Genomic DNA, 22,746 nt, shown 5'->3' on the forward strand with positions numbered 1-22,746 from the left:
CTAGCTTCTACTGTATTTCCGCTATGAAATATTTCAACATAGAAGTATAGAGTTGTCCTGAAGCAAATTCGGGAGCTAACTCTTCAAAGATATGTCGTTGAGGAAAATCATCTACCAATGCTTCTTCCAAAATTGATATCGTTTTTTTCTCGTCACCTTGCAAATAATGAAAAGCAGCTTTACAATATAATAGGTCTGCACCGGTACTTACTTTGTCAGATTTTAACAAAGCTTTTTGTGCTTTTTCCGGTAAATTATTCTTGATTAAAAAACTAATATATCTAGCCCAGTATTGGCTTTGCTCTTGTCCGCAATATGATGCTCTTCTATAATGAAATTCGGCTTTGCGCAGATTTCCAGTCATTTCAAATACCTTTGCAATTCCAAAATGAAACTCTTCTCTTTCTGGATCAATTTCGAGAGATTCTTTGTAGTATTTAATTGCCTTGGTCCAGTTTTTTTCTTCAGAATAACACTCTCCTAAATAATAAAACAATTCATCATTATATGGATCTTGCGTGATTGCCTTGTGCAATTTTGATTTTGCCTCTTTAAATCTTTTGAGTTTAATCAGACATTCGACTATGTTTACGGAGAGATCTGAATCTTCACCAAATCTTTCACTGGCTTCAGTAAAATACTCCAGTGCTTTTTCGAATAGATTTTCTTGCAAAGCCAATTCCGCACAATCCATGCAGGCTTGTTCGAAGTGTGGATTGATCAAATAAGAATAATCCAGCGCCTCAAGCGCTTGTTGATACATTCCCAAACAAGAATATGCATGTCCAAGATTATACCAGGCAAGGTAAGAATATGGATTATTATCTATCAATTCTTTATGTAATCTGATACTTTCCTCAAATTTTTTGGATATCTCAACACTGATCCAAATTTGTTCAAGAGCTTCAGTATTGTTTGGATTTAGTTTTAAAGCTTCTTGAAGTTTATAAAACATTTGATCGTAATCTTTCATGGATTCCTGAATAAACGCTTCTACTAATAGTATTTCGACGTCGTCGGCTTTATGCTGGGATCGCTTAATGTCTTCGATTAAATTTAAGGCAGTCGCAAATTCTCCCATCGTGCAGAAGGCTTTCGCTTTATACAAAATGAGATTGCTGTCTTGTGGATTATTTTTCAAAGCTTGCTCTAAAATATCAATTGCTGCTAGTGGTTTTTGAAGTGCTATCAGAATTTGAGCTTTATGTAAATAAAATTCACTTTTAACAGTAAATGTCAATAAAGCAAAGTCAATTACTTCTAATGCTTTTTCAAAGTTATTTATCCGTTCGTAATGGTTGATGAGTTTTAAGAGTGCTTTTTCTTCCCACTGTATCCTGGTTCTGTTTGAGTTCACATGTTCAAACTCCTGGATGAGTTTTGAAATCATGAGGTCTGGCTTCGTCTTATTTGACATGTTTACCGCGGGGATTATTAAATAGATGGTAAAAGTAAGGCTTTCGTTCAAATTGGTGCTGCAATATGAAAATAAATTTTTTCTAAGCGTTCATATTCAAAATTTCAGTTATTTGTTTTAATTTTTTAGAAACGAATATTTTATAAATTAACATTTTTACTCATGTAAAAATTTATTTTTTATAATCGCTTCTATTTCACCTGTTAAGAGAATTTTGAATTTTGTAAGAAGAAATTGCTATTCCTGTAAAAATCATCCCCGCACTCAACAATTTGACAAGGTCAAGTCGATCCCCTTGAAAACTTATTGATATTGAAATTGCACAAACAGGCTGAAGATAGATATAATTGGATACTAGCGCCGGACTAGCGTGCAACAATGCATATGTATTGAGAAAATAGGCTATTCCTGTAGTAAACAGCAAGACAAATCCTAGTGCAAACCAGCTTTTAGCATCCCAGCTATCCCATTGCACAGAGACAATATCTCTCCATCCAAATGGTATCACTAGTATGGCTGCAAGCACAAACATCCAGCTCAAAACTTTGTATGCGCCATACTTTTTGATAAGCTCCGGTACGCGAATAAGGTAGTATGCATAAATGAATGCATTGATCATAACTAATATATCACCCCAAACGGTAAAGGATTTGTCACTTCTATTCCCCCGACTCCAAATAAGCAAGCCCGCTCCGGCGAAACCCAATACGCTGCCCCAAACCTGGTAACTATTCAGTTTCTTTCCTCTCAATACCATGATCCACAGGACCATCAGTGGCGTGGTGACCATTATTAGTGCAGCATGTAAAGGAGATGTATTGGCTAAACCTTCAAAAAACAAATACTGATTGCACAATACTCCGGTCAGGGTACAAACGAAAAGGGTGAAAAGGTCTTTTCTTTCCAGCAAAGACTTTCTCAAGAACAAGATGCTGAATAACGTCGCAGCAAACCAGATCCTTAATGCAACAAATGCTATTGGACTCAGGTAGCCCGGATCCATAATCCATTTTGCTATGGTATAATTCGCACCATAAATGACGGCAACGATAATGAGCGCAGTATGTGCACGAATAGAATAACCAGTGCCAACGTTCACCTTATCCTTTATAATACTGGGGTTGTACTTTAACGACTTCCAGTTTCCAACCCGAAGATTTAAAAAGGAGTTCTAGTTGTTGCAACATTTCATCTCTTCTCTTTTCTGCCTTATTTAGTAAACCCGAGCTGATGGCGGCAGATCGGATCTTGTCTTTAGCAAAGGTTTGTAATTTGGTCATTTCTTCTGGTGTAAACTGATTGAAAGTCCCTTGCTGTAAATCATAATAATCTATCTGATGATCTATCGATAAAATATCCGGCATGCTCTGAAAACTGAGCACGATTTTCTTTTCCTTTTCAAATATATTGACAGAAGATGAATCCATATTTACTCCGGCCATAACGGTAGCTTTCACACGGATAATCGCTTGCTTGCGAAAAGGGCTGATGTCCACCCAAAAATGGTCTTTGACTGTGATGAGTTCACTGTAGTCTGATTCAATAACCGCTATTTTGAAAACATTGCGGAGTTTTTCAAGCATCACAGTCGATTCTACGACCTGATTGCTTTTTTTTTGCGTCATCATTTTGCAGACAAACAATCCACTTACAAATGACACCAACATTGCGAATAGGATAATATATATTTTCAAGTCCGGCTGTTTGTTTTATAAGAGAAACGAGTTCCAAATTTTTACAAAAATAACCTTCCCTTGAATTTGAGTGCTATTTAATATTTTATATTTCATTCTAAAACATCACAGCCCATTTTAATAGCTGCCCTGGTGTTGAGCTTATTTAAGCTGAATTTCAATTTCTGCAATCAATCTACAATTTAGAGTGTTGTCTGAATTTAGGCCATTCTACTCCTTTCAGTACAGCCTTGATAGATCCTACGGCTATTGGCGTTTCTATCATCACCGGATACTTGTTTTCATCATCGCCGATAAATATTTTCATTTCTGCATCTTCCTCGAACACTTTCCCGGCTACAACCTCTGCTTTGCAGGATACGGCGCGAAAATTTCCAGAATCCTTGACAGATAATTTTTGAACATCTTCTAAAAATTGAATGGCGAGATTGTATTTCTCATTATCGAGTATCATATTAAATTTTATTCTTTTGGAGTTTCGGAATTCATTCATATCTATAGTTCGCAGAAAGTACATTACTGAAACCAAATCATAAAGATTAGTCTCTGTAAATGGGATTTCCTTCAGCGTCGTTGTAGCCATTGTTTTTCCCAGATAAGAGCGCATTACATTATTCTGGTAATCAAAAACAACTTTTTCATAGTGTCGATATCCTCCCTGATGGACATCGCGGATGTAAAGTTTTGGCAAGAGTGTTTTCTTGTCGATATAGGAGTGATATTTATCTCGCACTTTATAAAACCATTCATAAGAGGGGTAGGTTCTCCCGGTCACCTCAAGATGATACAGATCTCCCTCGTCTTTTACCTCAAAAACCACCTCTCCTGCCGGGATCCAAACAAAATTGAGGTTATAGTAGATTTTATAAATCAACTTTTCCTTAGCCTGAAATGGCAACATTGCCGGGTCAAATTTTTGGCCGAAGGACATACACAGCCCACCCAATAACATGATCATGGCTATGCCAACTACATATTTTTTAATAGTTACTAATTTTCTCATTATTTATTTCTTTAAACATTGTATAACAACCGGGCAAAGCCGGGAAGATTATATTTATCCAAAACATAAGTACGGCTAATGAAGAGCCAACTTCGTATTCAAGCCCAAATTTTCCAAAGACCCAGGCGCCTATCCCTCCTCTCAACAGTCCTTGAAACACAGTTGGAAGGTAAACCAAAGATTGTATCAAGAGGATTAAACTTACTGCCTGAATGGATTCCTTCGGACCCAATGCGGTAAAAATCTGGACCATAATAAAGTATTGCAATCCATATACCAGATACCGTAACCATGACAATAAGAAGACTACAAGCATTGTCTTTGGTTTAATCCGGTAAATATCAAATAACGTTTTTTTAAAGATTCTATTGAGCAAACCCTGAATGAGTGAGATCCTATTGAGCATATTTATACCGACGACACCTACTACCACACTTAGGCTTAAAATCAAAAATATCTGGGGCGGACCTACCCACTCGGTGAGAAGATGATAGCTACCGTATCCTAGAATTAAGCCCATAAAGACATTTGAAAAAGTCTGTCCCCAGGAGCTCAACAGGCTAATTCTTAGCACCTGAACACTTTGCTCTGCTGGTACACTGAGCACCCGACCGCCCCACTGTGCACCTCCGATTGGAAACAATAATCCTGTCGCCAATCCACTCAATACGATACCGAGACATTTTCTTATGGTCCAATCGTGCAACAGACCCTGGCGCAACTTTAAAGCTTCTAATAACCAGTTGACCGGTACCATGGCGAGGACTGCTAGTAGCATTAATTGTTTCTGGAGATCCCACACCATGGGAAGTTGAATGGCCACAATACACTTGTAAGCTAACCATATAAATGACAAGATCGATCCGGCATAGAATACATGCTTGAAATATGGGATTTTACCCAGTCCTGACCAAATGGTTTGATGTGATGCCATGTATTTATTTGGTTATAAACAAAATATCGCGTTGGGTTGATGTATTGATCAGTCTGACAACGGGCAATACTTTGGTTTAGAATACTAACTGAAATTCTAAATTGAGCAATATCTAGACTTCATGAAGGCTGAAAAGTACCGCATTCAATCCTTTTATTCTGAAAATTTTCTTGGTGAGCAGATTATAGCAGTTAACAATTGATGATTTCATTGCATAATTTGAGCATTGTCAGCCAATTTAAAAAACCACCCATTATAGATTATTTCCATATGAAATCAAAAATCGCCACCTTTGCGTTACATGAATTCATTCCTTAAACCGAAACATAAATTCTACTTCCAAAATAATGAATTAAATGCGTCTGGATAAAAACAGAATCATAGGTGTCGATCCGGGTACCAATATATTAGGCTTTGCTATTATCGATTATAGTCTATCCAAGCCCAAGGTGTTGACTGCGGATGTTTTGCGCTTAAAGGATTTTGAGTTGCATACAGACAAATTGCGCGAAATATATCTCAGGGTGCAAGAAATTATTGAGGCTTATGGGCCGGCTATCATGTCCATCGAGACGCCATTTTATGGTAAGAACCCACAGTCGATGCTTAAACTGGGCAGAGCTCAAGGCGTAGCACTTACGGCAGCTGTGGTAATGGGCCTGGACATATATGAATTCAGTCCAAAGAAAATCAAACAGTCTATTACAGGAAATGGAAATGCAAGTAAGCAACAAGTATTTGATATGCTTGAAAAGACAACGCAGTTTAAAATTGAGGTCAAATATTTAGACGCTTCCGATGCGCTGGCAACCGCCTTGTGTTGTTATTATTTTCTACAAAATCCTCTACCTACCAAATCCGGCAAAAGCAGTTGGGCTTCTTTTATAAAAGAATTTCCCGACAAAATCAAAATTTGAAATTTTAATTACAGCGCGTTATCATCATTCAAGTCCAAAATGAATTTTTAATTTTCTTGACTTTGCTTCCAGTTTACACTCGCATGGGCTAACCAATGCTTTTAACCCTATTTTCTCTTCATTAAATCCGGTATTTTGTTATCAGTCAAGCCGGTATTAAATTTGTTCGTTTGATTTCCAAAAGCAAGGAATACTGTTCCTGATTAAACTTTCCGGTTTTCAAGATATTCTGGATCTGATTTGGGTTGCAAGTTCTGCCATTTCTTTGTCTGATAAACTCATTTTCTCTTTCGAAAAATTCATATCTCCAATTGCTGTTATTGGAACTAAATGAAGATGAGCATGTGGAACTTCCAGGCCTATCACGCTGATCCCCACTTTAGTACAAGGCACAACTTCCTTAATAGCCACGGCAATTTTTCTTGACAAATCCATGATTTCATGTATAATTTCTGGTGGCAAGTCAAAAAAATAATCGACTTCTGTTTTAGGGATGACCAGAGTATGTCCTTTAGCCAAAGGCCTGATATCTAAAAATGCAAAACAATTGCTCGTTTCGGCAATTTTATGACATGGAATTTCTCCCTGAATGATTCTAGTAAATATAGTTGGCATTATGCATGGATTTCAAGAATTTCCAATACCATTTCGCCAGCCGGTGTCTGAATTGTTGTCTTTTCACCGACTGATTTTCCGAGTAAGCCCTGTCCTATCGGAGAATTCACCGATATTTTTCCTTGTTTCAAATCCGCTTCAGCCTCCGCTACAATCTGGTAGGTGAGCTCTTTTTTGAGCTTGTGATTTTTCATGCGAACAAAGGTTAACATCGTCACTTTGGATGTGTCGATATTTGATTGGTCTATGATTCGAACGTTTGCGAGCTTGAGCTCAAGATCATTGATTTTCATTTCCAACATTCCCTGAGCATCTTTTGCTGCATGATACTCAGCATTTTCAGATAAATCACCTTTTTCCCTGGCTTCCGCTATCGCTTTTGCCACTTCCTGTCTACCTGTAGATTTTAATTGGTCCAGTTCATGCTTGATCTTGTCATAGCCTTCCTGAGTCATATAAGAGACCTGATTCATGCTTTATTAAAATTTTAATAAAAAAAACAAAGAGAACGTCTTCCTGTCAAGGAAAACATTCTCTTCTTATATCTTTTAGCCTAAAAACTTAACGAGCCATGGCTCAAAAAAGTTTAAAACTCCAAACGAATGCCTATGTTATGAGTGCCTTGGAAAGGTGATGTCGGTCGATAGGCATAGTCCACTCCAAAACGGCTATCACTTTTCTTTTTTAGAGGAGCCATAAGACTTGCCCCGGCGCTAAACCCTGTGTATGCACTGTTTTCAAGGCCATCTGACTTGCCCAACTCCAACTTGTATGAAGCGCGAACCATAAAATAATCTGTAATTCGAGCTTCTGCACCTATTCCCAATTCGTCTCTTCCAAATGAGTTGGAAGTAAAGTTTACCATAGGGGTGACGGAAATCATCTCTCCGTAATTTAAATCATATGAAGTCCCAATATGTAATAATGAAGGCAATTCAAAACGGTTGATTCTCACGTCATAGGTAAGATTATGTCCTGAGATGGATTGTAGCTGTGTTGCCACACCTTCACCATTATATCTCATTGGACCACCGATATTGCGCAAGGCAATACCGAGTTTGAACTGATTCTCCTCTCCGCCCGAATACTGCACTCCGGCGTCTATTCCAAATCCAAATGCGGAAACGTCCTGAATTGATTCTGAAATCCCTTTCAATTGTATCGCCACTGTGACTTTATCTGCAAAATTGTGTGCATATCCCAATGACACATTAAAAAAAGTCGGGCTGTATGTAGCACCTGTTCCCTCAGGATTTTCCGTTGTCGTCACCGGAATATCTCCAAATCCTACAGAACAAAGTCCTATACCTAATGCTCCTCTTTTGCCCACTTTCTGAGCAATACCAAATGCGTTCATATTGATTCCACTGGGAACAAGCCATCTAGTATGAGAGAGCGCCACCTGTGTTTTGTTTGAACTGTAAAGTCCTGCCGGATTGATAAACATTGCCTCCACGCCTTTCACATTGGAGCAATTTAAGCCATTTACGCCAGAGGATCTAGCCCATGGGTTCATGAGTAGTTCGTAGGCTCCGGCCTCGCCTTGTCGATCAGGATTGCCTGCAGTTACACTTCCGAATATAAATATTGAGAGAATAAAACTACCGAGTAAAGTTTTGCGCATATCGTTTAGTTTATAATAGCTTTCAAAATTATGGTTGAGGATCCGTACTCTGGTTTTACACAGTACGGATCCTTTGAATTCATTTTTTATAATCCTGATGGGTCAAATTTTCTTGCTAATCCAAACCATTTCAGAATCTTTTCTTCGCCTGTTGTCAATTCTTTGACATGAATCAAGTAAGCACCCGAAGCTACCGGAATCCCTTTGAAGTTAGTTAAATCCCATTCTACATCAGGATTGATTTGTTTTTCGGTAATACCTCTTATGCCTTTCACTTTTTGTGGAACTTCATCCCTATTGTACTGCTTTACAAACTTTCCATCTATCGAGAAGATATTAATTTCACATTTAGCCGGCAGGTTTGTAATTTTTACTACGTTGGAATATTGTCCTGTTTCGTAAACACTAAAGCCATAATATGGATTCGGCACTACATTAACATCGTCCAAAGCACTGTCCATCTCATTTGCAGTAACTGCAGTAGAAGACTCCTTTCCTGAAATTTCAAACTGGTACATAGGGTGTCCATTGTTTTTCCCTGTACCTGAAAATACATTATATGGATTGTCTACTCTCAATCTTACAATGAGCTCATTTGGAATCAATCCCTCATTGCCTGATCCCAAAGGAATGAGGCTTGTTCCTGTAAACATTAGCGGCATGGTGGCCCATGTGAGCATTCCAAATGCACGATTTCTCGCACTAATTGTTCCGTTAATGTTTTTGGCTAAAAAGCTGCAAGAATCATAAGCTTGTTTGGTAACATAGATATAGTGATGCCCTCCAAACACTAGACCAAGAGTACCTATATTTCCACAGATATCTTGATCAGCGAAAATTTGATCTGTCGGATTCCACATCATATCGTTTCCTACGCCTTTTTTATCTTTTAGACAATCTACAATATTTGTATTGTCATAATAAGAATTTTCACCAAAGAAAATGTTGAGCCTTTGGCCTGTTTCCACATCAACAGCATATCCTGGGAACCAACCAAATCCATTGCCCGTCCCATCAGGATCCGCATAACCATCACCATCAACATCATCTTTACCTACAGAAGGCGATTTTTTTACATCGAAGTTTTTATTTCCTGTGGTCGGTTCGGTCTCTGCTCCTCCTGCGGCAGGATTCCAGGTTTCAACTACCATACATCGAGTCCATTTGGATTTGTCTTTTGTAAATACAATATCCACATTATTCAAAGAGTCTAATTTTAATGAACCTCTTACTGCTTCATTCAAGGCACTCGCCCAGGCCGGTGTCAATAGCTCTCCAGAAGAAACTAACTTGTAAGGGTACCAGCTACCTTCGATATTGCCGCTACCCAAGGAGCTGAATAATTTGTTCGGATCCAAACTATATGAAGATTCGTTCAAATCATTCTTGATAAAATTTACACCCTGAAAAGCAGCATCAGGTTGTGCCAAAAACCATTGCGGGCCATTGATATCTCCATACTCGAATTCTAATCCATCTCCGATGATACCATTATCTACAGTAGGGTTTTTACCAGCTTCCTCCGTTTGCCCGATTGTGATGGATATACCATAATTTGCGATAATTTGTTCGTTAATCTTATCTATAGAAGCTTCTGAAGTATATTTTTCATTTGTATCATTTACATTAATCAAAGTCCAGGTTACCGGTGGATCCAATTTTGCATTATTTGGAATGGCATCCACAAATCTCAGTTCGAATTTACCATTCTTCACCTTTAAGGGGTTTATTATTTTAACCTGAATGGGACCTGATCCTTCCTGATAGTCTATGACACCTGCATAACTACCGTCAAGCAGTTTGCCATACATTTCTTGCTTTAACCTTAAAAAATTATGTCCTGCACCAACACCATCCAACCTGGTCACCGGAATACCATCGCCATATTTTGAAGCCAGAGATTCATATACTTGTGGCCTCGGTACAGCGACATATGGCTTACCATCGCCTTCTGGTCCAATATTCAGACGACCGGGACAATACTGCATGCGCTGTCCTTGAACACTGTCCACATCGAAGTTTCTATAGTTGTTGTATCCATACGCGATTGCTAAGAAATAGTATTTTTTGTGATTGATCAACGCTCTGTCACCTTTTGCAAACTGGTCTTCAACAATTTGAAAACTATGCTTGATACCATTATCCACTCCTACTACCTTTTCTACTGGATAGTATACTTTGTCTTTTGGATGCCCTACAGAAGGGTTTGGAACTGAAACCCAGTTGTAGAGTTTTTTTACTCCGTTTTTAAGATCTACAGTTGCGATTTCGCGTACCAATTCCGGATCATTGATTGTATTGTCATTAAGGCTTATGTCCGGTCCGGCCATTTGGAATATCCTATATCCTTCAAACCTGAACAAAGAATCCACGTTGGGCGGAAATCCAATGCCTGCCTCTGCATAATCCTCAGGATTAATATTATAATTGTTTGTCCCTTTCTCATTAGACAATATCATGATTAATTCCTTGTCCAATTCCACAAAATCGACGTTCGGTGCGTCCGGGCCATTTTTTAATTTAAAGCAGTTGTCAAAAAGTCCCTGAGCCAATCCATCTGCTTCCAGTAGGTCTGAAAGACTAGGGCAAGGATATTTTTGTTCAGGTACCCACACTGCTCCAATGATCAACTCATTGACGGCGCCCGGAGTCAAGAGCATAGGTCCTGAGGCTTGTATCGTCCTTCTGTCTCCGTCGCCTTCTTGAGCGGAACACATGCTCCATCCGGTAACGTCGTTAGGAGCTCCGGGATAAGCATATTTTGTAGAATCTGTTGATCCTGGATTATAGCCTGTGCCACCTTTCGTTAAAGATGATCCATCCTTCCATCTGGCTGTCAAATAATAGTAGAATTCTATGGCTTGTGTAGGATCCACTGTATTGGGATGCGGTGTTCCTCCCAGACCATTGCCATTATAATACATGAAAGAAGACATTCCTATTTCAACAAAAGTGTCCACAAGTCCTGTTCCCGGCTCTGGGTCATTAAGTATAAAGTTACCTAAAGGGTCTATAAGACGATTTCCTTGGGAATCTCTGGCAAAAACCTTTGGGCCAAGAGGGCCTCTGAAATAATCAACTCCGAGAATTGGGACTTCTGTGCAATATGTATTTGTTGAATTAGTGCAATTACATCCATTGGAACCATCCGTTGCATCTCGGTTGTAGATATACATCAATTCAGCATCTGGATCGCATCCAATATAATCATCTGAGTGACAACCCAGATCCGGATCAATCCACATCGCAAAGTAACAGTCTCGTATATCTTCAGGTGCACGGTTGATCAGTTTATATCGATAAAAAGTCATATCGTTGATCTGATCTCCGGTTTGAAATCCAAACGCCTGGACTTGTACCTCCATCCTGATTGGATCACCACCTGAACCTGTGTGTACACCCCCAGCGTCATTATATATCCAGAATACCATATGGTCCGGATATATATCCGGAGGGCAATTTCTGATATCAATTACAGGATAATCTCCCAACTCGGGTTCATAGGTTCTGTTGTCATTTTGATCAAAAAACAAGGCCAATCCTTGCTTGAGATTTGGCAAAGGAAAATTATACTTGCTCTCAAAAAACTTATTTCCTCTTGCAGGATAATACAGGATATCATCCGGTATTAAAGCCACCGGGACTTCAGTATTTCCTGATGCCTTGTACAATTTATTGTGATTCGCAATATTCTTTCCAGAAACTTCAAAAAATCTGTCCCAATTGATGCATTCAGCCGTTTCAGCTTCATACGTAATAGGATTGAGAGGCCCTGGCCAACAATCATTTTCTGTTGGACGACGGTATGTCTGAGCCATCATTTTTAAGGCACCGGCAGGTGTATAACCTCCAACCCAAACAGCTCCGGCGAATATTGAAGAAACCTCTTTTTTTCCGGATCCCGGTACCACCTTAGGTACAATGTAGCGACCTTTGTCTAGATCCCACCACATATCGCCACCATTGAGCAATCGAGCGCGCACATTATTGATTTCAAGATCAATTTGCTTTGTTGCCGGAGAACAATTCTCGCGGGCCTTCAAAACATTGCTTTTCGTTTTTGGCGTTGGTGTTTTTATAAGTCCTTCCGGTTGTCTAGCTTGAACGAGCGAGCTGAACAACATAAAACAGATGAGGTAAAATGGACAATATTTCATTTTGTAGTATTTTATTGAATAGACTTTCATTAGAAATTAAAAATTGCACCTACGAATATTCTACGTGGCAAAGTATAATTATCCGGATTGAGTAATCTCCAGTTGTAAGAATCCACGAAATACTGGACCTGATCCTGTCCGTATATATTGCTTACAGATTTGATTTCATTTACTCCTCTGGTGTTGGCCAAGTAGCCATCATCAGCGGCGCTTTTTGAACCTCTATAAACCCCGATAACATTTCTGGTATCCAGAAGATTTTGTACCCTGAGGTAGATGTTTAAGCTTAGGGGATTTTTGCTTCCTTCTTTGGTCAAGCTAAAGTTTTTGTCCGCCCTGATGTCTATATTGTAATTCCAAGGATATCTTGCTCCGTTAATTGCCCCTAAATATCCTTCTCCTCCAAATCTTGTAATTGTAGTCCCTGGAGAATATGGCCGTCCTGAAGCGGTAATTAATTGAAGATTGATTCCTGCATTAGCAAATATGTTTTTACCAAAAAGGCGCGGTCCATTGTACTTTTTACCCTCGTCATAACGATAGTCGAACGTAAATGCAAAACGGTGCCTTTCGTCAAAGTTGAAAGGGAAAATATTTCTGATATTTATACCTTTTCCGGTAAGTCCTCGCTGAGAGTTCGGGTCAGAACCTGTTCCATCAGCAAACTGTAATGTATAAGCAGCATTAAACGAAAAGTTTACTACACGTCTTAGATCATAACTAAAATTGAATCCTTTTACTGTACCAAAATCGAGATTGCCATAAGTGTCATAGGTTCCTACACCTGCTACTTTGCTCAAGGTGGTACGTTGGATCATGTCTCTTAACTCCTTATAATATGCCGAAAGTTTTATTGCAGAGGAGTTAGTTATTTTTTGTTGGAATCCAACTTCATAATCTACTGTTTTGCTCGGTTTCAATCTTCCGTTGTCTGCCGGTGTTCTACCTGAGATATCCCAATAAAAATAATCCAGTGGGGAAACAAAACTATTGGAAGTTGGTCTCTGAACTAAAATGTCATAGTGGGCAAAGAAGTTTGCATCATCTGAAATGGGGAATGAAAACGCTAGCCTTGGCATCAAGTTGATTTGCGGAGTATAGTCTTCAAAAGAATTTTCCGGCTTAAAATAAGACCCTCTAATTGTTCTGAGAGAATCCGCCGGTTGAAAATACGCCGGTGTTACGTTATTGTTTTCTCCATAAATCAAACTTGATGAATTCGCTTTGGCGCCATTAGGAAAATACCATTGGTCACCATCACGATAAGCCTTAACATCCGAACTACCTTCTTTAGATAGATATACCTTGAAGTCATCGCCGATCGTTCCCGGTTTTACGGTGCCTTCCTTGGCATGAAAAACTTTCGCTCCGAGGATATCGTACAAAGAATATTGGTCCTTGATCACCTTCGTATTGGCATCATAATAATCCACTCGAATTCCGGCTCTGAAAATAATGTCTTTGTAAGAAAATTTATCCTGAACATAACCTGCTGCATAAACCGGGGCGTTTGCAGCTACCTTGTAGTCTCTTGTTCCGTCTGCATTCACCTTAAAGAAATCATCAAATTTGACATTTCTGGACAATTTATTACCCAGATAATCATATCCTCTATAGCCTACAAGCGATTGATCTGTCAGCTCTCTGGAAGAGAACATATCGAGGCTCAGCTGATCTGGTGTCAAGCCATCCAAATTGACATACTTCCTCAAAAGACTGTCTTGGTTGGCGTTTGGATAAAGCACCCTTCTCACGCTTTTGTTGAATCTGCTATCCGGTGATTCCGTGATTAAGCCTTTATAAATAGGTCGACCCGTAGAATCATAATAGTCAATCAAGGACGTATCCACACCAACTATATGATTGTTTGTGTACAATCTGCCTATTTTCCACAGCTCAAATGGTCTAAGTGTATATCCTCTATCGATTCTTTGTTCCACAAGACCCCCAAATTGTATATTGTGTCTGGTATTGCTACGACCCTTCGGCAAAAAGTCAAAACCACTGGTGAGTTGCAAGGTTAGAATTTCGTCGTCAGACTTGACGTAGTTATTATAAACTGATCCTACCTGGGTATGAATCCCGCTCCAAATGGTGTTATTGGAGTTACTCACCGCACCATTGAATGCGGTATAAGCTTCCAAAACACCTTGGTCTTCAACAGCAGGCAGCAATTTATTGTAGTTAGACAAAGCTGGATTGATATTGCTCGGAGTAAATCCTCTTACTAATGGCACAAATCCAACGTGGTCACCGGATTGGAAATCAAATACTGGATCCCATTGTCTGTCAAAGCTGCCCACATACCCATAGTTAAAGAAATTGTCTTTGTGTATCAGGTCTTCTTCTGATTGGCGAATATTTTCATATCCCGCCTGTAAGGTATAATAAGCATTCTGCAAAGAACTCGGCTTTTTACCTTCTTCAGCCCCTGTATTCGTCCTGCCCAGGCGATGTCTGAACCTGACCAAACCTCTATAAGTTTGTGTATTGCGATATGGGTTTCTGGTCCAGTTCAACAATGTCCACGATCCATTACCTACTGTAGTTCCAATTCCATCGGACTCCGTATTCACATCCGGCGTAAAGCGGTTTTTGACGTCCGCAAAAATTCCCGTAATGGAAAAATCTATTTGCTCAGTTGGTCTGAAGTCAAGTTTCGCCGAAAAATCGACTGCTTTGTTTTCTTCGTTTGGATTATACTTAATCTTTTCAACGTCTTCACCTTCCTTCAAAAACAAGCCGTTTGTCGTTTTAGAGCCATGGAATATATAGGTCGGGTCACTAATCAATCTATTGATGGTCGCTTCTTTCGCTCTGTACACTCCATAAGCCGGTGGATCATCGTCTTTTTGATAATTGTATTGCCCGGCAAGACGGTATCCCAGAATTGTTCTTGTCAAATTCTTGGATGCAATGGTTTTTTTCCAAATTGGACCACTCAGATTTCCGCTGATCAAATTGTATCCATAAGGATCCAGATATTGAGATGTCTCTGCTTCAAGACCGCCTGAAATCTTTGAAGAAGGGCCTTTAGTAGTAGAAGACACGATTCCGCCTGTCACGTCACCGTACTGTGCTTCAATACCTCCTGTGATCACCTGAAGTTGTTCAATTTCAGAAGTTGGTATGTTTCTTCCTGTATATCGAATTCCATCCAGATAAAATACGGTTCCATCTGTTCTGGACCCGCGTATCGAAGCATCTCCTCCATCCACGCTGGATGTTCCGGCAGAGGCTGCGACAATCCCGATAATGCTTTTTACCGGTAGGTTTTGGATTTGTTCTGAAGTTAAAGTTGATCCTTGTGTTGTATTGTCTTGCTCTATCAGCGGTACTTTCTGCTCGACAATTTCAATAACACCCAAAGTCTTCGTATCAGAAGATAGAAGAACCTCAATAGGATTGGCTTTACCAGCTTTTACTATAACATTGTTGATTTGTTGGTCTCCATAGCCCAACATTTTTACAATCACTGTATATGTCCCCGGATCCAGATTTACACTGAAGTTACCATCTATGTCTGTAACTGTTCCGGTAATAAATACACCGTTTTTTTCAACGGAAACTGAAGCTGTAATCAGGTCTTCTCCGGATTCTTTGTCTTTGACTTTGCCTGATAAGCTCGTCTGCGCATATATTCCTATCGCTAAAAGCTGAATAAACAGTACGAGTACAAATTTTTTCATCATTGTGGTAAAAGTTTTCGTTCTGTAAATGAAAAAGTTCGCAATGTTAAGCATTTCTAAATGTTTTTCAAAAATCCTGTTGCGGAGTATGCGACTTTTCAGTACTCTTTTTTTTATATTATTTATAAATTGCTGATATTCTTTATATTATAGTTATAGAATTAATTTAATGTATCCAATTTTTTTAAGACCCACTCGGCAAGTTTCTGTTTGGATTGATGTGTCCAACCCGCGATGTGAGGACTCGTCACTACCTGCTTCAAATCACACAATTGCTTGAAGTTCTCGTTTTCAGAGGCACTGAATGTCTCTGGTTTTTCATTCTCAAAGACATCTAAACAAGCTCCTGAAAGAAAACCGATTTTTAGGCCATCCAACAACGCATTTGTATCCACCACTGCTCCTCTGGAACTATTTATTAAAACCGGTTTTCTCTCACATCCGCCAATAAACGCTGCATCAACCATATGCTTTGTTTCATTATTCAGTGGAACGTGTAGGCTGATTACATCTGCTTCTTGCTGAATCGCTTGTATTTTCATCACGTATTCAAAACGTTCCGGAATGTCTATGCGCTGCTTGTAGGGATCAAAAATCAAAATTTTTGCTCCAAAAGCTGATAAAAGGGAAGCGAATCGACTCCCAGTATTGCCAAATCCAATGATTCCTATTGTTTTTCCGGCAATTTCTTCTCCACGATTTGCTTCTCGCAACCACACGCCATTTGACATTTCCTGATTTGTCTGCAATAAATTTCTGTATAAACAAAGCAGTAAACCAATCGCGTGTTCCGCTACAGCATTTCGGTTTCCTTCAGGTGTATTGAAAACGGATATGCCTCGAACTTCAGCAGCGTCCATGTCGATAATTTCCATGCCTGATCCCAATCTGGCCACCCATTTTAGCTTGCTTGCCTTTTCAAAAAATTGATCGTCGCATAAAATTTTGCTATTGATGATTAGGCCATTATATTCTTTAATTACTGCCTGAGTCTCTTTATAGCTGATGTCCGGACGAAATTCAACATCGTATCCTCTTTGTTGCAGACCCTCAATCAATAGAGGATGCACATCGTCAGTTATAAGAACTTTCGGAGATTTTTCTTTCATTTCCTGTGGATTAATTTGAGCTCTGACGATCAACAAAGGTAAACTAAATAGGCTGTGGATACTATCTTTGCGACTAAACTCAGCCCATGCCCAAGGATAGCTCCATACGTTCTGTACTGATAATCGGAAGTGGCCCCATCATCATAGGTCAGGCTTGTGAATTTGATTATTCAGGTACTCAAGCTTCTCGTTCACTCCGAGAAGAGGGCATAGAAGTAAGCTTGATCAATTCAAATCCGGCGACTATTATGACGGATCCGATTACAGCGGACCATATCTATTTGATGCCGTTGACCGTTGAGTCCATCATTAAAATACTCGAAGAAAGAAAAATTGATGCTGTTCTGCCTACCATGGGCGGACAAACTGCCCTCAATCTTGCTATGGAAGCCGAGAGGCAAAATGTTTGGAACCGCTTTAACGTCAAATTGATAGGTGTTGATATTGATGCTATAAATCTTGCTGAAGACCGTGAATTATTCCGAAAACATGTAATCAGCCTAGGAATAGAGGTCGCACCTTCTTTGATCGCAAATTCATTTCTGGAAGGAAAAGAGGCTGCTCAAAAAATTGGCTTTCCTTTGGTCATACGACCTTCGTTTACACTCGGTGGGACAGGAGGTAGCTTTGTACATCAAGAAACTGCTTTTGACGAAGCTTTGAGACGTGGCTTGGACGCTTCTCCCACTCACGAGGTCTTGGTTGAAAAGGCCGTGCTGGGATGGAAAGAGTACGAACTGGAATTGTTGCGCGACAAAAATGACAATGTGGTCATCATCTGTACTGTGGAAAACCTCGATCCAATGGGGATTCATACAGGTGATAGTATCACAGTTGCTCCTGCGATGACCCTTTCGGATACTGCTTTTCAAAGGATGCGAAATCAAGCAATCCTGATGATGCGGTCTATGGGTCATTTTGCGGGAGGCTGCAATGTCCAATTTGCCTTAAATCCAATCGATGAACAAATCATAGCGATAGAGATCAATCCCCGTGTTTCCCGTTCCTCAGCTTTGGCTAGTAAGGCAACCGGATATCCCATCGCTAAGATTGCAGCCAAACTGGCATTGGGATATACCTTGGATGAACTGAAAAACCAAATTACAGGGACTACCAGTGCTCTTTTTGAGCCAAGCCTGGATTATGTAATTGTCAAAATGCCTCGTTGGAATTTTGAAAAATTTCATGGCGCTGATTCCCGTCTGGGTCTTCAGATGAAGTCTGTGGGTGAAGTCATGGCAATCGGAAGATCTTTTTCTGAAGCATTGCAAAAAGCCTGTCAGTCTCAGGAAAATGATCGAGCCGGTCTTGGCGCTGACAAAAAGGAATGGATCAATACACAAGATATACTAGAGCGCCTGGAGAAAGTCAGTGACGATCGGATCTACAGAGTTAAAGACGCTTTGCGTCTAGGTGTTCCGGAAAAAACAATACACAAGCTGACCCACATTGATCCTTGGTTTCTTCGCGAAATTAAAAAACTTGTACAATTGGAAGAGCAGGTCCAGAAGCTCAATGTACCTGAGGATATCGGATTCGATCTTTTGCTTCAACTCAAGCAAAATGGTTATTCTGATGCTCAAATTGCTTGGCTCATGAGGTTGGATGAAAAAGATATCATCAATTATCGAAAAAAACTCAATCTTCGTCGCAAATACAAACTCGTAGACACATGTGCTGCCGAATTTGAAGCTCAAACTCCATACTATTATTCGACATTTGAAGAAGAAAACGAAAGTAAAAGATCTTCGAAAAAGAAAATCGTAGTCCTAGGCTCGGGACCAAATAGAATTGGCCAGGGGATAGAATTTGATTACTGTTGTGTACATGGCGTTCTGGCCATACGAGAAGAAGGTTGGGAAGCCATTATGGTGAACTGTAACCCAGAAACAGTCTCTACCGATTTTGATATAGCCGACAAACTCTATTTTGAACCTGTTTATTGGGAGCATATTGAAGATCTCCTTGACTTCGAACAGCCAGAAGGTGTAATCGTCCAATTGGGTGGCCAAACAGCATTAAAGCTGGCTGAAAAAATTCACAACAAAGGAATTCCAATCATTGGCACTTCCTTTCCGGATATGGATATTGCTGAAGACCGGGGAAGGTTTTCGGATTTACTGAAAGAAATGGAAATTCCTTATCCGAATTATGGTGTAGCTATGGATGCCGACACAGCTTTGGATGTAGCTCGTAGTATCGGATATCCGGTTCTCGTTAGGCCTTCTTATGTTTTGGGTGGTCAACGCATGAGAATTGTTATCAATGACACCGAACTCGAGAATCATGTACTCACCATTTTCAAGCACATGCCGGACAATAAAGTGCTCATTGATCATTTTCTCGAAAGGGCAAAAGAAGCTGAAATAGACGCGCTTTGTGATGGAGAAAATGTCCACATCATGGGGATTATGGAGCATATTGAACCTGCCGGTATTCACTCCGGCGACAGCTCAGCGGTGCTCCCTCCTTATAGTTTGAGCCAAGAAGCGATTGAAGTGATGATACAGTACGCCAAGAGAATTGCATTGCGCCTTCGTATTAAAGGATTGATCAATATTCAATTTGCTATTAAGAACAATCAAGTTTATGTTATAGAGGCAAATCCTCGTGCTTCCAGAACGACACCATTTATCGCAAAAGCTTATGGTGTCCCTTATTTAAATATTGCTACTAAATTAATGATGGGTACACATAAACTAAATGATTTTGAAATGATCAATAAGCTTAATGGCTATGCGATCAAAGTACCTGTCTTTTCATTCAACAAGTTCCCTGGTGTAGATATTAGTTTAGGTCCTGAAATGAAATCTACAGGAGAGGCAATTTATTTTATCAAGGATCTTTATGATCCCTATTTCAGGGACCTCGACAGCAAGCGCTATATGTACTTAGCGCGGTAATCTTTTTTTTTGTAATTTTTTTTTCAATTTCTAGTAACATTTCTCTGAATAGAGACACTAATTAACACTATACAGTCCCAAAGTAAAATGACTGTATAAATTTCTATTTCTTTAATAGACGAATTGATTCCAATTGTTAACCTTAAAATATTTTATTATGCTCCAAAAGCTACTCCTTTTCGTATTGTTGTTATCCGGCATACTTATACATGCACAATCCTCGTCATGGAGATTAGTCTCCAGTGGCGGGACCAACAGGTCCTTTCCCGATGGACACATCCATTCTACTTTGGGCCAGATATCGAATCAAACATTTGCAAATGCATATTCCGGATTCCAATTTTTATTTGATCCGGCATCGACCTCTGTAAAAGATTTGCAAAAATTCAATTTTGACATCTTGTGTTATCCCAACCCGTCGATGAAAATTCTGAATATTCAAAGCGTTAAAGAGATTCTGGCAGAAGGTGTTTTGCATGACGCACTCGGAAATGTATTCTATAGATTTCAAATTAATGGAAACCGAAGTTCGATTCCTGTTTCAGAAATTCCTTCTGGAGAATACTTTATTACTTTATATAACACCACGCATTATTTTTCAAAGCCCATCATTGTACAACATTAAAATCAATTGAAATGAAAAAATTTTTTTTTACATTATTATTATTTTACTTTTTTTTCAGCTTAGCATCTGCGCAAAGTCCCAAATCATTTAATTATCAAATTGTGCTCACCGACAATGCCAACAAGCCAATAAAAAATCAAGCAGTCAGCTTCCGCGCAGCAATTATAAGAGAGGACCAGAATGGACAAAAATTCAGCGTATACAGTGAAGAATATAATGGAATTTTCACCAGCGAATTAGGCCAATTAAATCTATCTATAGGAAATGGACAAAATCAAAATGGTTCTATTCAAAATATCAACTGGTCGGATGGAAAATATTACCTGAGAACAGATGTCAATACCGGATCCGGATTTGTAAATCTTGGTGAAATTCCTTTTCAAAGTGTGCCCTATTCACTGTTTGCAGAGCAAGCAAAGAATGGAGTTAATAATTTAAGTTATAACACCGGAAATCATACTCTCACTATAAATAATACAAACGTGGATCTCACTGAATTAAAAAATGATAATGATGCTGACCCCACCAACGAAATACAAAGATTGGAACTTATCAATAACAACGAGCTACGTATAAGCGGTGGAAACTCCGTCATACTTCCTCAAAATGGTCTAGGTGATAACTGGGGGACACAGACAGTGCAAACACAAAGTACATTGACAGGAAATGGAACCGCAGGGAGTCCGCTGGGAGTAGCAAATAATTCTTTACTCAAATCTAAATTCAGTTCAAGTGGCGCAAACCATAATGACGCCTTTATTTATGATGCCAATACTAACCAATGGGAAATCCGAAAACCTGTTGTTTTGAACCAAGGACCCGGAATCAAAATTCTATCTACTAGCAACGGGCCACTGAGTTTTTTCATTTCAGCTGAAGACGAAAGTCCGAGCAATGAATTGCAAACTCTTTCTTTCAATCAGGCATCAAAGGTGCTTTCTTTATCGCCAAGTGGTGGTAGTGTGGATCTTAGCTCTCTGGGAGGAGGATCTTCATTCTGGACGAATTCAGGTACAAATATTTATAGTAGTAATTCCGGAAATGTGGGCATAGGCACCTCATCGCCAATAAAAAAATTACATATTGTCGGCAATGGTTTAAGAATTAGCAGCGGGTTTCAACATTTTGATATATCCACAAGATCCAATGGGCAGATAGCATTTGAGGCAAATGGAACTACAGGAGATAATACAATGGTAATCGATGATGACACCCGAAGTGTCAATATCGGTACTGATGTAGTCTCCTCCGGATTTAAACTAAATGTAGTAGGAAAAGCAAAATTTCAAAGTGGCGTATTTTTTGGAAACACAGAAGGATTTACGGACGGCGGTACAAACATTATCAACCTAAATGCGAATCTGAAACCCGACCTTGACAATTCGAGAGATCTGGGTACAAGCACAGTTCGTTTCAATGATTTGTTTCTTGGAGGAAAAATAACCTTTGGTTCTGTCGAGTATTTTCAGGATGGTGGAGATGCCACGATTCAAACGAACTCTTCATTTATACCTTTTAGCAACAATACCAGAGATCTCGGCAAGTCGACTCTTCGCTGGCGTGATGTTTGGTGTTCCAGAAATGCATTTAATGGTTCTGATATTCGAATGAAGAGAGACATTAAGCCATTGAATTACGGGTTGAATGAAGTTTCAAAGATGAAAGTGTACTCATACCGATGGAAGGAGGAAAATATGGATGATGGTTATAGGGCATTAGGTGTTTTAGCCCAGGAATTAAAAGAAATCATCCCTGAACTTACTCGTCAAGGTACAAAAGAAGAGGATTTTATGTCTGTTAATTATATTGGTTTGATTCCTGTATTGATAAAAGCCGTTCAGGAACAACAATCAGAAATTGAGGAACTGAAACAACAGCAGTCGTTAATAACCAGCCTGACTCCAGAAGAAATTATATTATTAAAGAAATTGATCTCTGAAAAGAAATAATATTTTAAAATTTGAATCTTGGCAACCCGTTGAAATTGAATTTCAACGGGTTGTTTTTTAAATTAAAAATTTTGGAAAAATTCCAAGTTTAATCTACCTTTATCTCTAAT

At 39.3% G+C, this 22,746-nt stretch carries 15 protein-coding genes; 4 read left to right on the top strand and 11 right to left on the bottom strand.

Annotation, left to right across the window (positions count from 1 at the left end; translation table 11 throughout):
• Window positions 1–7 precede the first annotated feature (7 nt).
• The 5 genes from IPI99_04190 to IPI99_04210 form a co-directional block, all read right to left on the bottom strand.
• The gene (locus IPI99_04190) at window positions 8–1,417 is read right to left on the bottom strand and encodes a tetratricopeptide repeat protein (GenBank protein ID MBK7339713.1); all 1,410 of its coding nucleotides are present in this window, start codon (window positions 1,415–1,417) and stop codon (window positions 8–10) included.
• Window positions 1,418–1,613: 196 nt separating this feature from the next.
• Complete coding sequence (locus IPI99_04195; GenBank protein ID MBK7339714.1) at window positions 1,614–2,516, bottom strand: EamA family transporter; 903 nt, start codon at window positions 2,514–2,516, stop codon at window positions 1,614–1,616.
• A 1-nt stretch (window position 2,517) separates the two neighbouring features.
• Complete coding sequence (locus IPI99_04200) at window positions 2,518–3,045, bottom strand: DUF4230 domain-containing protein (protein ID MBK7339715.1); 528 nt, start codon at window positions 3,043–3,045, stop codon at window positions 2,518–2,520.
• A 241-nt stretch (window positions 3,046–3,286) separates the two neighbouring features.
• Window positions 3,287–4,114 carry a DUF3108 domain-containing protein gene (locus IPI99_04205; GenBank protein ID MBK7339716.1) on the bottom strand — a complete coding sequence of 276 codons (828 nt, stop codon included), beginning with the start codon at window positions 4,112–4,114 and terminating at the stop codon, window positions 3,287–3,289.
• Complete coding sequence (locus IPI99_04210; GenBank protein ID MBK7339717.1) at window positions 4,092–5,048, bottom strand: hypothetical protein; 957 nt, start codon at window positions 5,046–5,048, stop codon at window positions 4,092–4,094. The genes IPI99_04205 and IPI99_04210 overlap by 23 nt, the downstream gene beginning before the upstream one ends.
• 356 nt (window positions 5,049–5,404) lie before the next feature.
• Between IPI99_04210 and ruvC the strand changes: the two genes are divergently transcribed.
• Window positions 5,405–5,965: a crossover junction endodeoxyribonuclease RuvC gene (gene ruvC, locus IPI99_04215; GenBank protein MBK7339718.1), complete on the top strand. Its 561-nt coding sequence runs from the start codon at window positions 5,405–5,407 to the stop codon at window positions 5,963–5,965.
• Between the two features lie 219 nt (window positions 5,966–6,184).
• Here ruvC and IPI99_04220 read toward each other — a convergent pair whose 3' ends face one another.
• From IPI99_04220 to IPI99_04245, 6 genes are all read right to left on the bottom strand, one after another.
• Window positions 6,185–6,580 carry an HIT family protein gene (locus IPI99_04220; protein ID MBK7339719.1) on the bottom strand — a complete coding sequence of 132 codons (396 nt, stop codon included), beginning with the start codon at window positions 6,578–6,580 and terminating at the stop codon, window positions 6,185–6,187.
• Window positions 6,580–7,053 (bottom strand): transcription elongation factor GreA, encoded by a 474-nt coding sequence (gene greA, locus IPI99_04225; protein MBK7339720.1) that lies wholly within the window; start codon window positions 7,051–7,053, stop codon window positions 6,580–6,582. Before greA ends, IPI99_04220 begins: the two co-directional genes overlap by 1 nt.
• A 113-nt stretch (window positions 7,054–7,166) precedes the next feature.
• Window positions 7,167–8,204: a PorV/PorQ family protein gene (locus IPI99_04230; protein MBK7339721.1), complete on the bottom strand. Its 1,038-nt coding sequence runs from the start codon at window positions 8,202–8,204 to the stop codon at window positions 7,167–7,169.
• Between the two features lie 86 nt (window positions 8,205–8,290).
• Window positions 8,291–12,361 carry a hypothetical protein gene (locus IPI99_04235; GenBank protein ID MBK7339722.1) on the bottom strand — a complete coding sequence of 1,357 codons (4,071 nt, stop codon included), beginning with the start codon at window positions 12,359–12,361 and terminating at the stop codon, window positions 8,291–8,293.
• Window positions 12,362–12,390: 29 nt separating this feature from the next.
• A complete protein-coding gene (locus IPI99_04240) occupies window positions 12,391–16,053 on the bottom strand; it encodes a TonB-dependent receptor (protein MBK7339723.1) in 3,663 nt (1,220 codons plus the stop codon).
• 158 nt (window positions 16,054–16,211) lie between these two features.
• Window positions 16,212–17,159 (bottom strand): hydroxyacid dehydrogenase, encoded by a 948-nt coding sequence (locus IPI99_04245; protein ID MBK7339724.1) that lies wholly within the window; start codon window positions 17,157–17,159, stop codon window positions 16,212–16,214.
• Between the two features lie 86 nt (window positions 17,160–17,245).
• On the opposite strand from IPI99_04245, the gene carB reads away from it, so the two are divergent.
• The 3 genes from carB (at window position 17,246) to IPI99_04260 (ending at window position 22,636) form a co-directional block, all read left to right on the top strand.
• Entirely contained in the window at window positions 17,246–20,062 is a 2,817-nt protein-coding gene (carB, locus tag IPI99_04250; GenBank protein MBK7339725.1) for a carbamoyl-phosphate synthase large subunit, read from the top strand.
• A gap of 157 nt (window positions 20,063–20,219) precedes the next feature.
• Window positions 20,220–20,687, top strand: coding sequence for a T9SS type A sorting domain-containing protein (locus IPI99_04255; protein ID MBK7339726.1), 468 nt, complete (start codon window positions 20,220–20,222; stop codon window positions 20,685–20,687).
• A gap of 11 nt (window positions 20,688–20,698) precedes the next feature.
• On the top strand, window positions 20,699–22,636 hold the full coding sequence (locus IPI99_04260) for a tail fiber domain-containing protein (protein MBK7339727.1): 1,938 nt from the start codon (window positions 20,699–20,701) through the stop codon (window positions 22,634–22,636).
• Window positions 22,637–22,746 lie beyond the last annotated feature (110 nt).

It is taken from the genome of Saprospiraceae bacterium, assembly GCA_016710235.1.
Classification (GTDB): domain Bacteria; phylum Bacteroidota; class Bacteroidia; order Chitinophagales; family Saprospiraceae; genus Vicinibacter.

Excerpts from the sequence above, each read along its gene's own strand:
- IPI99_04190 (MBK7339713.1), bottom strand. The coding sequence starts at position 1,417 with ATGTCAAATAAGACGAAGCCAGACCTCATGATTTCAAAACTCATCCAG.
- IPI99_04200 (MBK7339715.1), bottom strand. The coding sequence starts at position 3,045 with ATGATGACGCAAAAAAAAAGCAATCAGGTCGTAGAATCGACTGTGATG.
- IPI99_04205 (MBK7339716.1), bottom strand. The coding sequence starts at position 4,114 with ATGAGAAAATTAGTAACTATTAAAAAATATGTAGTTGGCATAGCCATG.
- IPI99_04210 (MBK7339717.1), bottom strand. The coding sequence starts at position 5,048 with ATGGCATCACATCAAACCATTTGGTCAGGACTGGGTAAAATCCCATAT.
- ruvC (MBK7339718.1), top strand. The coding sequence starts at position 5,405 with ATGCGTCTGGATAAAAACAGAATCATAGGTGTCGATCCGGGTACCAAT.
- IPI99_04220 (MBK7339719.1), bottom strand. The coding sequence starts at position 6,580 with ATGCCAACTATATTTACTAGAATCATTCAGGGAGAAATTCCATGTCAT.
- greA (MBK7339720.1), bottom strand. The coding sequence starts at position 7,053 with ATGAATCAGGTCTCTTATATGACTCAGGAAGGCTATGACAAGATCAAG.
- IPI99_04230 (MBK7339721.1), bottom strand. The coding sequence starts at position 8,204 with ATGCGCAAAACTTTACTCGGTAGTTTTATTCTCTCAATATTTATATTC.
- IPI99_04235 (MBK7339722.1), bottom strand. The coding sequence starts at position 12,361 with ATGAAATATTGTCCATTTTACCTCATCTGTTTTATGTTGTTCAGCTCG.
- IPI99_04240 (MBK7339723.1), bottom strand. The coding sequence starts at position 16,053 with ATGATGAAAAAATTTGTACTCGTACTGTTTATTCAGCTTTTAGCGATA.
- IPI99_04245 (MBK7339724.1), bottom strand. The coding sequence starts at position 17,159 with ATGAAAGAAAAATCTCCGAAAGTTCTTATAACTGACGATGTGCATCCT.
- carB (MBK7339725.1), top strand. The coding sequence starts at position 17,246 with ATGCCCAAGGATAGCTCCATACGTTCTGTACTGATAATCGGAAGTGGC.
- IPI99_04255 (MBK7339726.1), top strand. The coding sequence starts at position 20,220 with ATGCTCCAAAAGCTACTCCTTTTCGTATTGTTGTTATCCGGCATACTT.
- IPI99_04260 (MBK7339727.1), top strand. The coding sequence starts at position 20,699 with ATGAAAAAATTTTTTTTTACATTATTATTATTTTACTTTTTTTTCAGC.